Origin of the sequence: Paraburkholderia caledonica NBRC 102488 (assembly GCF_000685095.1) — a bacterium.
GTDB classification, from domain to species: Bacteria; Pseudomonadota; Gammaproteobacteria; order Burkholderiales; family Burkholderiaceae; genus Paraburkholderia; species Paraburkholderia caledonica.
In genome coordinates this window covers 83694-97218 of record NZ_BAYE01000018.1, presented here as the reverse complement: position 1 = coordinate 97218, position 13525 = coordinate 83694, and the positions used below count along the sequence as shown (strand labels likewise).

Below are 13525 nucleotides of genomic sequence, written 5' to 3'. Positions count from 1 at the left end.
CCGGTCTGTGCCACAAGAATGTCATGAATGACGTAATGCACGGACCGTGCGCTGCAAAGTTCATGTTAGAACTCCTCACGGCGAACCGCTATAAGACGCGGCGATGGATCGGGTCATTTCGGTGCATCCGGGATACCAATCTGGATGCTGTTCGCCATGCGTCCTGACTCAACGCAGAATTGCGAAACACATGGCAGAAACGCGAAAGAATCGCGGCTGCGTGGAGCCTAGACTGAAGTTCGTTAACTGACGTTACGGCTCGGAGTCCCACATGGATGAACTACTTGGGCGCGCCTGGTGGATGCTCATTCTGCGCGGCACGGTAGCGCTGCTGTTCGGCATGCTGGCGCTGTTCTGGCCGGGTCTTACTCTGCTACTGCTCATCACTCTCTTCAGTGTCTACGCAATTGCCGGCGGCATTGTCACGATCGTTGCGGCCATCCGCTACCGCTCGACGCACGGCACATGGTGGGTGCTCTTGCTGCTGGGTATCTGCAGCGTCGCAGCCGGTGTGATAGCCGCGTTAGTGCCGGGACTCACCACGCTCGTGCTGATCGCCGTTATCGGCGCAAACGCGATTATCACCGGCGTACTCGATCTGATCGCGGCAACCCGGCTGCATAGGCGTCTGCGCAATGCGTGGATGCTGGTGCTCACCGGAGTGCTCGCCGTGCTGTTCGGCATCTTCGTGCTGGCCTTTCCGGGCGCCGGCGCACTGGCGCTTGTCTGGCTGATCGGCGTGTATGCGTTGTTCACGGGCGCGCTGCTTTTCGTACTCGGCATCACTGCGCGTGCCTGGCACCATGACGGCTTGACCGGCGAGCCACACGCGCCTTTACATCCGTAAGCGCACCGCTTGAGGGACTCGTCGTGGGTCAAAAGGTCTCGCCCGCGGCAAACCTCGCATCCGGAGATCGAGTGGACCGCCCGTCTCCTCCAGTGGTCCAGCCTCAGGTCTGGCACTGGCGTACCTCACGAAGGGAGAATCACATGCTTCTCGATCTCGACAAATGGAACCCGTTCCGGTTCTTGCGCTCGCACCCCGCGCAACAGAGCGCATCGGGGGGCGCCGGCGCGCCGAACACCAGTCAGCAAAGCGCGAGGTCAAATGCGCAACAGACTGGCGGCACGCAAATGGGTAACGGTGCACCGGCGGCAGCCGCTGCTGCGCCGGTAGCACTTTCAGCTGCCGCCTGGCCGCTGCCCGATCCGATTCATCTGTTGGCCGAATTGATACGCGATCCGTTCGGCGGCCGTGGACCGCTCGGAAGCTGGTTCGGCGACTTCAGCGCCAGCGAGTTTCAACCGCGGATCGATGTTACCGACGAAGGCGACGCACTGCGTATCGTCGCCGAATTGCCAGGCATGACCCGTGACGACGTCGAGCTTGAAGTGGTTGAAGACATGCTGATCATCAGTGGCGAAAAGCGCCTGGAATCGACGAGCGTAGAACAAGGATGCTATCGCGTCGAGCGGTCGTTTGGACACTTTCAGCGCGCGGTCCCACTGCCCGCAGGCGTCGATCTCGATCGGGTAGAGGCCAGATTCGAAAACGGCGTGCTGACGCTGCGCGTTCCAAAAGCGGCCGGAGAACCGGCACCGAAGCGGCGCATTGAGATCAAGTGAAGATCCGCACTCCGCAGTCATGCCTGTCGTGAACAACCGGTCAGCTTCCGCGGTCTCGATGAAGCCCGGCGCGCAAACAGGGGCGGCATCGGAATAAGCAGCGGAACAGAGATTTTCCACCCACCCATTACCCGCCCGCAAAGCGATGCGCTCTCGGACGGACAGGAGATCATCATGGCCGAGTGCAGTGTTTGTGGAAAGCCAGCAACCTCGCAGATCACGATCACCGAAAACGGCCAACGCCGTCAGCTGATGCTGTGCGATCAGCACTACATGGAGTTCATGGCGCGTAATCAGCGCCGCCTGTCGCCGCTCGAGTCCCTCTTTCACGGCGGACTTTTCGAAAGTCTGTTCGACGACATGTGGCCGCAGATGGAAGACGACCGCGGCAGCCGGTCACGCATTAGACGCGCGCCGGGACAATCCGGCGGCGCGGAGCAGGATACAGGCACCGGTAGCGGACAAATCGGCGATTCAGCGGGCGGACAGTCGGGCGGCCGGACACGCCGTCATCGCCGGGCGCGTGAAGCGGTGGACCTGCAGACGTACCTGAGCCAGAGCGGTCTGGACCGCCTGCAAGCTGCGGCGCAAGCAGCCGTCGAATACGGCAAGAACGAAGTCGATACGGAACACCTGTTGCTGGCGCTCGCCGATAACAATGTCGTGCAGGAAGTCCTGCGGGAATTCAAGCTCGATCCCGAAGAGATCAAGAAGACCATCGACCAGACGGCGCCGCGCGGCACCCGCAAGGAGCCGAGCGACAACGAGCAGATCGGCGTGTCGCCACGCGCCAAAAGTGCACTGGAAAACGCGTTGAAGGCGTCGCAGGAACTGGGGCACAGCTACGTCGGGCCCGAACATATTCTGATAGGGCTCGTCGAGGAAGAAGACGGCTTTGCAGGTGAATTGCTGCGCAAGCTTGGGCTGTCGTCGCCATCGCTGCGGCAAAAGGCAGTCAAGGTGGTCGGCCAGGGTGCCGAAGACGGCAAGATGGAGGGCCGCTCGACCACGCCCACGCTCGACAAGTACGCGCGCGATCTCAGCGCGCTTGCGCGTCAAGGCAAGCTGGATCCGGTGATCGGCCGTGACAAGGAAATTGAAACCACCATTGAAGTGCTCGCGCGGCGGCGCAAGAACAATCCGGTGCTGATCGGCGAGCCCGGTGTCGGCAAGACCGCTATTGTCGAAGGCCTTGCGCAACGCATTGCTCAGGACCAGGTGCCGGAAGTGCTGCGTGGCAAGCGGGTGGTCGAGCTGAATATCAATAGCGTCGTGGCAGGCGCGAAGTATCGTGGTGAGTTCGAGGAACGCGTCAAGCAGGTGCTGGACGAGATCATCGAGAACCAGGACCGTCTGGTTGTGTTCATCGACGAACTGCATACCATTGTCGGCGCTGGCCAGGGCGGCGGCGAAGGCGGTCTGGATATCGGCAATGTCTTCAAGCCCGCGCTCGCTCGCGGTGAGTTGCACCTCGTGGGCGCGACCACGTTAAACGAATACCAGAAGTACATTGAGAAGGATTCGGCATTGGAGCGGCGCTTTCAGCCAGTCATGGTGCCTGAGCCGAGCGTCGAGGAAACGATCGAGATTCTGCGTGGACTGCGCGACCGGCTCGAAGCGCATCACAAGGTGAAGATCACCGAAGAGGCGATCGATGCTGCTGCAAAGCTCTCGGACCGCTATATCGCCGCACGCTTTCTGCCAGACAAGGCAATCGATCTGCTCGATCAGGCCGCTGCACGCGTGCGCATTTCGTCGAATTCGCGTCCGCAGCCATTGCACGATGTCGAGGCGACCATCCGCCGCATCAAACAGGAACAGGACGCGGCCAGCGCTGCAAAGAAATTCGATAAAGCCAAGGAACTGGAAGAGAAGCTCGTCGCCGAACAGAAACGTTTGCATGAAGGCATTGACACGTGGAAGAAAGAGCGCGGCACCAGTTCGCAGGAAGTCACGGCGGAGGACATTGCGCAGATCGTTTCGTCGCTCACGGGTGTACCGTTGGCTGAACTCACTGCTCAGGACCGTGAAAAGCTGTTGCGACTGGAAGACCGCCTGAAGGAGCGCGTGGTCGGCCAGGATGAAGCCGTCTCCGCGGTCGCCAAAGCAGTGCGGCTTTCGCGCGCCGGTCTGACGGAAGCCGGCAAGCCGACTGCCAGCTTCCTCTTTCTGGGCCCAACGGGCGTCGGCAAAACCGAACTCGCGAAGGCGCTTGCCGCCTCGGTGTTCGGCGACGAGAACGCGCTGGTGCGCATCGACATGAGCGAGTATTCGGAGCGCCACACGGTGGCACGGCTAGTTGGTGCGCCGCCCGGATATGTTGGCTACGAGGAAGGCGGCCAACTCACCGAGCGCGTGCGGCGCAGGCCATATTGCGTAGTGCTGCTCGACGAAATCGAAAAGGCGCACTCGGAGGTGCACAACCTCCTGCTGCAACTGTTCGACGAAGGGCGCCTCACCGACGGCAAGGGACGTCTGGTCGATTTCACCAACACGATCATCATCGCGACCAGCAACGTTGGCTCACAGGTGATCCAGGACAACATGAAAGCCGACTCGAAGCAGCTCGACTATCCTGCACTGCGCGACCGGTTGATGGAAATCCTGAGGCATCATTTCAAGCCGGAGTTTCTCAATCGCGTCGACGAGGTGGTTGTGTTTCATGCTCTCGGCAAGGAGCAGATTCGCAGCATCGTCGACCTGCAACTTGCGCGCGTGCGGCGTACGGCGCTGGCCCAAGGCATCGATCTGTCGTTCGACGATGGCTTGCGCGATCACCTTGCGCAGATCGGCTATGACCCCGAGTTCGGCGCGCGGATGCTCAAACGTAAGATTCGGCTCGAAGTGGAATCGCAACTCGCCGATGCGCTGCTGCGAGGCGACGTGCGCGACGGCGACAAGGTCACAATGACCTACGACTCGGGTACGCATTCGGTGCGTGTGCAAAAAGGAGCAACGCCTGCAGAAGCGCCGAGCGAGGCGCCGAAACAGGCACCGGCGCATGCGTGACGCGGGCATGCCGAAGAACGCAAAACCGGCCGCACGTGCGGCCGGTTTTGCCGTCACGACTCAAGTTCACCTACGACGATCTCGTCGCGATAACACCAGATCCACGTTTCGCCGGGTTCGATTGAACGGACCAGCGGATGGCCGGTCGCGAGAAAATGTTTGCTTGCATGCCGGTTGGGCGACGAATCGCAACAGCCGACGTGTCCGCACGAAAGACAAAGCCTCAAATGTAGCCACGGCTGGCCGAGCTTCACACAGTCCTCGCAATAGTCAATGGGCGTGTGGAAAATGCGGGCCGCGCCTTGGTGCGTGCAACCAGGGGTCATGTTCGTACTCCTCGGACAAGGTACGCGCAGAGGCGCGTGGATCAAGGTTGCGCGTCCGCTCAAGCACTAGTTAGATAGCGATGCACCAGCGCCACAGCCATTGCGCCTTCGCCCACTGCTGACGCCACGCGCTTGATCGACGCGTGACGCACGTCGCCGGCTGCGAATACGCCAGGCATAGATGTTTCCAGATGCAGCGGCGCGCGTTCTAATGGCCAGTTGAACTGCGCCCGGTATTCCTGCAGGTCGGGACCGGTCACGAGGTAGCCGCCTTCATCGCGGACAATGCCGACCTCCTGCGCCCACTCAGTCTGTGGCACACCGCCAATGCATACGAATAGCCAGTTCGTCTTTACCGTGCTTTGCCGGCCGGTACGGATATCGGTCAGCGTGACCTCCTCCAGCATGTCACTGCCTGCGAGCGCGGTAACTTCGGTGCACGTGCGTACTTCGATGTTCGGCGCGGACGTAATGCGATCCACCAGGTAATGCGACAACGTGTTCTTGAGCGATGTAGCACGCACGAGCATGTAGACGCGGTTGGCCGACTGCGAAAAATGCATGGCGGCCTGTCCTGCCGAATTGCCGCCGCCCACCACATATACGTCTTCGCCATCGATCAGCTCGGCTTCACTCGCACCGGCGCCATAGTAGAGACCCGCGCCGAGAAAGCGCTCTTCACCCGCGAGGGCCAGCGTGCGATATGCCACCCCGGTCGCGCAGATAGACGTGCGCGCCGTGATACGTGTGCCGTCTTCCAGAGATACGATGCCACGGCCTGGCGGAAACTCCGCGTGCACGCCGGCGCGCGCCAGCAGGATTTCGGCGCCGAACTTGACGGCCTGAACGCGCGCCCGCTCTGCGAGTTCCGCGCCGCTCAAGCCCTGTGGGAAGCCCAGGTAGTTTTCGATTTTGGAGCTGCTGCCTGCCTGGCCGCCCAGTGCCCAACGCTCCACTAGTACCGTTTGCAGCCCCTCCGATGCACCGTACACTGCCGCGCTCAATCCCGCTGGTCCCGCGCCGTAGATCGCGAGATCGTAGGCCTCACGAGATGGACTTGCGAACCAGCCGAGCTTTTCGGTGATTTGCCGGATGGTCGGACATTCGAGCCGCGTGCCGTCGTGGAAGACGCAAACCGGCAAGCGCGAATCGGAAAGATGCTGAACGTGCGCCAGTTCCTCCGCTTCTTTATCGCTGCGCAGTTCGATCCATTTGAACGGAATGTCGCTCCGATGCAGGAAGTCGCGTATTGCGTAGCCGTTTGCGCTGCGCATGGGTCCATAGATTCTGACCATGAAATGCCATCCGCCTTTGAGGACGTTCACGAGCAGGCGGTCGCGTTGGGATAACCGCGGGCCGCCATATTGGTGCATCGTAAGCACACGGTGAGTGGGCGTCTTTCGCGATACTCCCGGATTTTGTGCGCTTTCCGCCGATCGTTCCTTTACATCGGGTCGCGCTCGACTTCCGCGTCTTCCGATTGAATGACGCATACGCTCTTGTTGCCGCGCATGCGTCTACGATGCTCCAAGTCTAGTCGTTAATCCGGGTATGCTTGGACAATCCGGCCGCTGCGGAGCCAAATCATGGAAAGAAAGAAAAGCTGGCTGCGTAAGGATCTCGATACGTTACGCGTACAGTGGGATCTGCTCACCTTTTATGAAAGATTCGAGCAGATTGTCACGCATGTCCTGAGCGTGGTGATTTCTATCATCATCCTCGTGTCGCTCTGGCAGTTGATTCGCGCGGTGATCTCGTTGCTGGTTTCGAACGCGCTGAACCCGCTGGATCACGCGGTGTATCAGACCGTTTTCGGCATGATCATGACGCTGTTGATCGCTATGGAATTCAAACATTCGATTACGCGCGTGATGGCCCGGCGCGATCACATCGTGCAGGTCAAAACAGTACTTCTGGTTGCGCTGCTGGCTATCGCCCGCAAATTTATTATTCTGGATCCCGCCGGTGCGCCGGCCCAGATCGCGGCGCTTGCGTTTGCGTTGGTGGCGTTGGGGAGCGTCTACTGGCTGATGCGGCAGCGTGATGACCCGATCGACGCAACGGCCGCTGCGCAAGCGGAACGCGATCGCGTTGCGCTCGCGCAGCGACGGCAAAGGGCAGGGGCCGGCGAAGGCGAGCAGGGAGACAATTGATCCGAGTTCCGGCAACACGAGACCGACCGCATATCGATCTACGACGGAACCCGACGGCGCGGATGACCAGATATTTTTGGCATCCTCCTGTCGCGCACATCCAAAACTAATGCATTACGGGTGGTTGTACATCGCGTTCCAGTCCGCATTTGTCACTGACGGGTGTCCTGATTCCGACGAACCCTTCACCTCACCGCCGTAACCGCTTGTCGCACCGTTCTGCGCAGCAACCTTGGCTTCAGCAGCCTGAATGGCTTCGGGATAGTGTGCGTTGTCGCCGTCACCAACGTGATAGCCCGCGTTTTGCAACTGGATCAGTTCGGCGCGTACCTGTGCACGGGTGACTGACCCATTCGATTGCGCGAACGACACTACCGGAGCAGCAAGGGCAGCGGCAACGACAACGGCGTGAATGAGAGACTTCATGATTACCTACCTCCAGACTTGTTTGTCCTGCTACGAACAGCCCTGTTCGTAAACCAGTGATCACAGTCTAAATAAGCAGGCGCTTAAAATTAAGGGTGCTCCGTGCAGAAGATTGTTCTTGGATTTGGGTAAACCTCTCGTTCGCGGGAACTCATTGCGCGTGTGCAAAGGCAGACGCTTCAACACGCCGCTCGTGAGAGACTTCGGTATCTGCAAGGTGTGACAGACCCATGTATGGCACGCTATCCGCGCGGCTTCGCATCGCTGCCGCTATCGGTCCGGCCAATCTCAGCCAGCAAGGCCTCGTCGCGGGCGATCACCTTTGGCAAATGCGCGCGCAAGAACTCCACCCATGTCCTTGTCTTTGCGTCAATAAACTTCCGCGACGGATACAGCGCATAAACGTGCATCTTCTGCAGCGTGTAGTCCGGCAATACGCGTACTAACGTGCCATCCCTCAATCCGGCGATTGCCGCGTAAAGCGGCACCATGCCAATTCCCATCCCTTCCCGGATCGCAACAACTAGCGACTCCGCGATATTCACCTGCACCGGGCCGTCGATCTGCATCGCCTCACTGCCGTTCGGCCCGTCGAGTATCCACTCGTGCGGCGCGAATGCCGGCGTCTGCAGAATCAGGCACTCATGGTCTGCAAGATCCGCCGGCCGCTGCGGCGCACCGTGCGTTCTTACATACGCGTGCGATGCGCACAGTATGCTGAACGTCGTTCCAAGCGGGAACGAAACGAGGTCGGAATCGGGTAGTGCAGAAGCACCAATCACTGCGACATCCGCGCTGCCTTCGAAAAGATCCGGCATGCGCTGCGACAGTGTCAGCTCAACGGTCACGTCGGGATAAAGCGCGCGATAGTGTGCGATGGCGGGCAGCACATAGTGTTGTCCGATACTCGCAAAGCTATGCATACGGAGCGCGCCGCTCGGGCGTTCGTGGGCACAACTCGCTTCTTCTTCCGCTGTGTCGATATCCGCAAGGATTTGTTGACATCGCTTGAGATAACGCTCGCCTGCGGTAGTGAGCGCGAGACGTCGTGTGGAGCGATTGAGCAAGCGCGTACGCAGATGAGCCTCCAGTTCGGAGACTGCGCGTGACATGGCGCCGGTCGTCGAATTAAAAGACTGAGCGGCGGCGGTGAAACTGCCGGCCTCCACTACGCGCACGAAAACACGCATGTTCTGTAATGTGTCCATCGATCACTGACGCGTGCAGCGGAAGTGGGAGTCGGGATTATTTGCTCAAGCGCAGTGGCGTGTTGACTGTGCCTCAGCGCTCAGGCCTTGTGCTGTTGCAAGCATTGCAAGTCGGTCATGGAGAGTGTACTGCGTTCGCTGTCGACATGCTTTCCCGCCGGGTCGATCGGAGAGCATTCGTGTGCACGGTACAACCTGGAACAAACAACAGCCGGGCCGCATTACCGGCCGCATTATCAGCATCACGCAGTTGCAAGCTGAAGTCGCCAACATTAGTTTCAATGGCCCGATGACAACCGCAACATGAATTTGGCCAGGGCCTTCGAGTCAAGCGGCCGGCTCACCAGATAACCTTGAATGGCATCGCACCCGGCGTCCTTCAACTCTTCGGCCTGGTGTTGGCACTCGACGCCTTCCGCGATAGTTTTCATGCCCAGCGAACGTGCGAGACCGACAATGCCTCGAATGACCGTCGACGCCTTCTGTGACTCGGCCAGTGCTCGAACAAACGACTTGTCGATCTTCAGCGTGTCGATAGGCAATCGGACCAGATAGCCGAGGCTGGAGTACCCGGAGCCAAAGTCGTCCAGCGATGTGGATATGCCCGCTTGCTTCAGCGCGGACAGAATGGACGTTGCCTTTTCGATATCGCTTACCAGCGAATCCTCCGTGACCTCAATGTCGAGCATTGCGGGGGAAACGTCGTATTTCGTCGCGATATGGAGAATCTTGTCTGTAAGACCCACGCTCAGAAGTTGCCGAGCCGACAGATTGAGGCTGACCCGCGGTATGTATATGCCCTGCCGTCGCCATTCAGCAATATGCCGGCAAACTGCATCGAGCAGCCATTCGACGAGCGCCCCTTCATAAGGAGACTCAAGTAAGACTGCGAGGAATGCGTGCGGAGTCAGCAGCCCTCGGCCAGGATGACGCCAGCGAAGAAGTGCCTCGACACCGATGGCGGAATTGTTCGTGAGTGATATCTGGGGCTGGAAATGAAGCTCGAACTGGTTCGCCTCAAACGCTTCACGAAGATCCATGCGCAAAGCAAGGCGCTCACGCACGCCTCGGTCGAGGGCTCCATCGTACGAGCGCACCTGAAAACGGCCAGATGACTTCGCTGCGTACATGGCCGCGTCGGAATGATTGAGCAACGTCTCGGCCGAATCCGGCGCTTCTCTTAGCAGCGCGATGCCAATGCTAGCCGACAGCGAGATGGATCTTCCGGATACTTCGAATGGCGCTGCAAGTTCGCGAAGCACCGCATGTGCGAACGCTTCTGCCGCGCTTTCCGTGGTGTTGCGTAACAACAGAACGAACTCGTCGCCCCCTACGCGTGCGGCGAAAAATGCTGGATCGGGAATGGCCATCAGCCTCTTCGCGAAGCCGCGCAGCAGTTCATCGCCGACAGCATGACCAAAGGCGTCGTTGACTTCCTTGAAATGGTCAAGGTCTATAAACAGGACCGCATCTGAAGCATCGTGCGTAGAGCGAGGCGAAGCAGCGTCAGCGACCGCGCGTGACAGAACTTCCATGCACTTGCGCCGGTTCGCCAACCCGGTCAGATAGTCGTGGCTCGCTTCGAATTCCAGTTGCGCCGCGTGCTCGCGTTCACGTGTGACGTCGCGAAAGAGCACGGTAATGCCATCGTCGTGCGCAAATGAACGAACCTCAAACCACGTGCCGAGCGGTGCGTAATAGTCAGTATGCCGGCCGGGAAGACCCGTTGCCGCCGTCTCCTGATAGACGCGATAGTAGCCGGAGCCTACCAGGTCCGGGTAACACTGCCATATGTCGCGTCCGAGCAGGTTTTGCCGTTCCTGCTGCAAGAATCGTTCAGCTGTATGGTTGAGATAGGTGAAGCGCCACGACCTGTCGATCGACATGAGTCCGTCGCTCAAGCTGTCGAGCATGTCAGCGAGGTGGGTCGGTGCAGACTGTCGGTGGCCAGCATCTGTCGGGCGGGGAGGACGAGAGTCGGACTGTCGTTCCATTTTTTGTCCTTCTATTCGCGTCGGATCAAAGGCGTCGCTCGTGCGCAAACCGGGGCTCGTCGCATTCTAATCGTACTTGCCAGCGTTCGAACACTGAAAGCTGTCGCGCCGCGCCGCTGAGCGAGTCGCTCATTCATCGTGCATTGCGTTCGCAATCAATCCGTCGATCAAGCGGGAACACTGTTCCTCGTGATGCGCCGCAAAGTTCTGTGGGAACAGATTCCTCGTGCAAACAACCACCACGATCTCCCCGCTCATCAGGGTAACGTCGATACAGGTATCGGCACTACCACCCAACTCACTGTTTTTTATCGCTTTTTCCCACTGCGGGGCGCCCCGGGGCGAGACTTTGCGTGGCATAATCGACCGACACAGTCAGCCCGCAGTCATTACTACCCCCGCATACCATGGCACAGACTCTCTACGACAAATTGTGGAACACACACGTGATCCACACGGAAGAAGACGGCACGACGATTCTCTATATCGACCGTCACCTGCTGCACGAAGTGACCAGCCCCCAGGCGTTCGAAGGCCTGAAGCTGGCGCAGCGTCCGGTGTGGCGCATCAGCGCGAATCTGGCCGTTTCGGACCATAACGTGCCCACCACGGACCGCAGCCACGGCATCGCCGATCCGGTGTCGAAGCTGCAAGTCGATACGCTCGATTCGAACTGCGACGCCTACGGCATCACGCAGTTCAAGATGAACGACCTGCGTCAGGGCATCGTGCACATCATCGGGCCGGAACAGGGCGCTACGCTGCCGGGCATGACGATCGTCTGCGGCGACTCGCATACGTCCACGCACGGCGCATTCGGTGCGCTGGCGCACGGCATCGGCACGTCGGAAGTCGAGCATGTGCTCGCCACGCAAACGCTCTTGCAGAAGAAGAGCAAGAACATGCTGGTGAAAGTAGAAGGGCCGTTGCCGCGCGGCTGCACGGCGAAAGACATCGTGCTCGCGATCATCGGCAAGATCGGCACGGCGGGCGGCACTGGCTACGCCATCGAATTCGGCGGCTCGACGATTCGCTCGCTGTCCATGGAAGGCCGCATGACAGTCTGCAACATGGCGATCGAAGCGGGCGCGCGTGCCGGCATGGTCGCGGTCGACGACACGACCATCGAATATCTGAAGGGCCGCCCGTTCTCGCCACAAGGCGCGGAGTGGGATCACGCGGTCGAGTACTGGAAGCAGTTCAAGTCCGACGAAGGCGCGCAGTTCGACCGCGTTGTCGAGCTCAACGCGGCGGACATCGTGCCGCAGGTTACCTGGGGCACGTCGCCGGAAATGGTCACCGCGGTGGACGGTCGCGTGCCGGACCCCGAGCGCGAGAAAGACCCGGTCAAGCGCGATGCAATGGAACGCGCGCTCAAATACATGGCGCTCGAACCGAACGCGCCGATCGAGTCGATCAAGCCGGATAAAATCTTCATCGGGTCGTGTACCAACGCGCGCATTGAAGACATTCGCGCCGCGGCTTACGTCGTGAAGAAGCTGGGTCGCCGCGTCGCGCCGAACATCCGTCTCGCCATGGTTGTGCCGGGTTCGGGTCTGGTGAAAGCGCAGGCGGAACGTGAAGGCCTCGACAAGGTCTTTACAGACGCCGGTTTCGAATGGCGTGAGCCGGGCTGCTCGATGTGTCTCGCGATGAACGCCGACCGGCTGGATCCGGGTGAGCGTTGCGCGTCCACGTCGAATCGTAATTTCGAAGGTCGTCAGGGCGCCGGTGGCCGTACCCATCTCGTGAGCCCCGCCATGGCCGCAGCTGCGGCCATCGAAGGGCATTTTGTCGATATTCGCAAGCTGGGATAAATCGCATGATGAAGAACATGAATCGCACCGCTCTTTTGCGCCGCTTCGCGCTCGGTACTCTGGCTGGGCTACTGCTCGGTCTGACCGGCTGCAACACGGTGCACGGATTTGGGCAGGACATGTCGCACCTCGGCAATTCGATCAGCAATCACGCTGAAAAATAACCGGTTTTTGATTTTTGCCGGCGATGCGGCGAGCGGCTTTCATGCCGCCACGCGCATCGCCCGGTCCTGAAACAGGCGCAAGCGTCATGGATAAATTCACCGTACACACCGGCGTCGTGGCGCCGCTCGATCGCGAGAACGTCGACACGGACGCGATTATTCCGAAGCAATTCCTGAAGTCGATCAAGCGCACGGGTTTCGGTCCGAACGCGTTCGACGAATGGCGTTATCTCGACCACGGCGAGCCGGGTCAGGACAATTCGAAACGTCCGCTGAATCCGGATTTCGTCCTGAACCAGCCGCGTTATCAGGGCGCTTCGGTGCTGCTCGCGCGCAAGAATTTCGGCTGCGGCAGTTCGCGTGAGCACGCGCCGTGGGCGCTTCAGCAATACGGCTTTCGCGCGATCATCGCGCCGAGTTTCGCCGACATCTTCTATAACAACTGCTTCAAGAACGGCTTGCTGCCGATCGTGCTGAGCGAACAACAGGTCGATCACCTGTTCAACGAAACGTATGCGTTCAACGGTTTTCAGTTGACCATCGACCTCGAAGCGCAAGTCGTGCGCACCTCGGACGGCGGCACCGAGTATCCGTTCGAAGTCGCGGCGTTCCGCAAGTACTGCCTGCTGAACGGTTTCGACGACATTGGCCTCACGCTGCGTCACGCCGACAAGATTCGTCAGTACGAAGCCGAGCGTATCGCGAAGCAGCCGTGGCTCGCGCATCGCATCGTCGGCTAAGACTTGCGCGCTTGAGTGCTTGAGGCGCGCCTGTTAGCTCAGGCTCGAAGCCTGGAAGAAAA

The 13525-nt window shown here is 59.8% G+C and carries 12 protein-coding genes; 7 read left to right on the top strand and 5 right to left on the bottom strand.

The genetic code is table 11. The features are described 5' to 3' along the window. Positions 1-271 precede the first annotated feature (271 nt). The 3 genes from BCA01S_RS27060 (at position 272) to BCA01S_RS27050 (ending at position 4635) form a co-directional block, all read left to right on the top strand. Positions 272-847, top strand: a complete 576-nt coding sequence (locus BCA01S_RS27060; protein WP_027779587.1) for an HdeD family acid-resistance protein — start codon at positions 272-274, stop codon at positions 845-847. Positions 848-990: 143 nt separating this feature from the next. After that, positions 991-1626 carry an Hsp20/alpha crystallin family protein gene (locus tag BCA01S_RS27055; RefSeq protein ID WP_027779586.1) on the top strand — a complete coding sequence of 212 codons (636 nt, stop codon included), beginning with the start codon at positions 991-993 and terminating at the stop codon, positions 1624-1626. 174 nt (positions 1627-1800) lie between these two features. Beyond that, the gene (locus tag BCA01S_RS27050) at positions 1801-4635 is read left to right on the top strand and encodes an ATP-dependent Clp protease ATP-binding subunit (protein WP_027779585.1); all 2835 of its coding nucleotides are present in this window, start codon (positions 1801-1803) and stop codon (positions 4633-4635) included. Between the two features lie 53 nt (positions 4636-4688). On the opposite strand, the gene BCA01S_RS27045 is transcribed toward BCA01S_RS27050, so the two are convergent. Together BCA01S_RS27045 and BCA01S_RS27040 are read right to left on the bottom strand one after the other, a co-directional pair. Continuing rightward, a complete protein-coding gene (locus tag BCA01S_RS27045; protein WP_027779584.1) occupies positions 4689-4961 on the bottom strand; it encodes a UBP-type zinc finger domain-containing protein in 273 nt (90 codons plus the stop codon). Positions 4962-5020: 59 nt separating this feature from the next. Then, positions 5021-6256: an NAD(P)/FAD-dependent oxidoreductase gene (locus tag BCA01S_RS27040; RefSeq protein WP_027779583.1), complete on the bottom strand. Its 1236-nt coding sequence runs from the start codon at positions 6254-6256 to the stop codon at positions 5021-5023. A gap of 291 nt (positions 6257-6547) precedes the next feature. Between BCA01S_RS27040 and BCA01S_RS27030 the strand changes: the two genes are divergently transcribed. Continuing rightward, positions 6548-7114, top strand: coding sequence for a phosphate-starvation-inducible PsiE family protein (locus BCA01S_RS27030; protein ID WP_027779582.1), 567 nt, complete (start codon positions 6548-6550; stop codon positions 7112-7114). Positions 7115-7228: 114 nt separating this feature from the next. Here the strand turns inward: BCA01S_RS27030 and BCA01S_RS27025 are convergent, their stop codons facing one another. From BCA01S_RS27025 to BCA01S_RS35355, 3 genes are all read right to left on the bottom strand, one after another. Next, positions 7229-7540, bottom strand: coding sequence for a DUF4148 domain-containing protein (locus tag BCA01S_RS27025; protein WP_027779581.1), 312 nt, complete (start codon positions 7538-7540; stop codon positions 7229-7231). Positions 7541-7782: 242 nt separating this feature from the next. Beyond that, positions 7783-8748 (bottom strand): LysR family transcriptional regulator, encoded by a 966-nt coding sequence (locus tag BCA01S_RS27020; RefSeq protein ID WP_027779580.1) that lies wholly within the window; start codon positions 8746-8748, stop codon positions 7783-7785. A gap of 278 nt (positions 8749-9026) precedes the next feature. Next, positions 9027-10742: a putative bifunctional diguanylate cyclase/phosphodiesterase gene (locus BCA01S_RS35355; RefSeq protein WP_244146024.1), complete on the bottom strand. Its 1716-nt coding sequence runs from the start codon at positions 10740-10742 to the stop codon at positions 9027-9029. Positions 10743-11149: 407 nt separating this feature from the next. Between BCA01S_RS35355 and leuC the strand changes: the two genes are divergently transcribed. The 3 genes from leuC to leuD all read left to right on the top strand — a co-directional run bounded on the left by leuC (position 11150) and on the right by leuD (position 13463). Continuing rightward, a complete protein-coding gene (gene leuC / locus BCA01S_RS27005; protein WP_027779578.1) occupies positions 11150-12559 on the top strand; it encodes a 3-isopropylmalate dehydratase large subunit in 1410 nt (469 codons plus the stop codon). 5 nt (positions 12560-12564) lie between these two features. After that, positions 12565-12723 (top strand): entericidin A/B family lipoprotein, encoded by a 159-nt coding sequence (locus tag BCA01S_RS27000; RefSeq protein ID WP_020071059.1) that lies wholly within the window; start codon positions 12565-12567, stop codon positions 12721-12723. Between the two features lie 86 nt (positions 12724-12809). Next, positions 12810-13463 carry a 3-isopropylmalate dehydratase small subunit gene (leuD, locus tag BCA01S_RS26995; RefSeq protein WP_020071058.1) on the top strand — a complete coding sequence of 218 codons (654 nt, stop codon included), beginning with the start codon at positions 12810-12812 and terminating at the stop codon, positions 13461-13463. The last annotated feature ends 62 nt before the right edge of the window (positions 13464-13525 follow it).

Bases quoted from the DNA above. Each gene is read 5' to 3' on its own strand.
- leuC (WP_027779578.1), top strand. From the start codon at position 11,150: ATGGCACAGACTCTCTACGACAAATTGTGGAACACACACGTGATCCAC.
- BCA01S_RS27000 (WP_020071059.1), top strand. From the start codon at position 12,565: ATGATGAAGAACATGAATCGCACCGCTCTTTTGCGCCGCTTCGCGCTC.
- BCA01S_RS27050 (WP_027779585.1), top strand. From the start codon at position 1,801: ATGGCCGAGTGCAGTGTTTGTGGAAAGCCAGCAACCTCGCAGATCACG.
- BCA01S_RS35355 (WP_244146024.1), bottom strand. From the start codon at position 10,742: ATGGAACGACAGTCCGACTCTCGTCCTCCCCGCCCGACAGATGCTGGC.
- BCA01S_RS27020 (WP_027779580.1), bottom strand. From the start codon at position 8,748: ATGGACACATTACAGAACATGCGTGTTTTCGTGCGCGTAGTGGAGGCC.
- BCA01S_RS27055 (WP_027779586.1), top strand. From the start codon at position 991: ATGCTTCTCGATCTCGACAAATGGAACCCGTTCCGGTTCTTGCGCTCG.
- leuD (WP_020071058.1), top strand. From the start codon at position 12,810: ATGGATAAATTCACCGTACACACCGGCGTCGTGGCGCCGCTCGATCGC.
- BCA01S_RS27030 (WP_027779582.1), top strand. From the start codon at position 6,548: ATGGAAAGAAAGAAAAGCTGGCTGCGTAAGGATCTCGATACGTTACGC.
- BCA01S_RS27025 (WP_027779581.1), bottom strand. From the start codon at position 7,540: ATGAAGTCTCTCATTCACGCCGTTGTCGTTGCCGCTGCCCTTGCTGCT.
- BCA01S_RS27060 (WP_027779587.1), top strand. From the start codon at position 272: ATGGATGAACTACTTGGGCGCGCCTGGTGGATGCTCATTCTGCGCGGC.
- BCA01S_RS27045 (WP_027779584.1), bottom strand. From the start codon at position 4,961: ATGACCCCTGGTTGCACGCACCAAGGCGCGGCCCGCATTTTCCACACG.
- BCA01S_RS27040 (WP_027779583.1), bottom strand. From the start codon at position 6,256: ATGGTCAGAATCTATGGACCCATGCGCAGCGCAAACGGCTACGCAATA.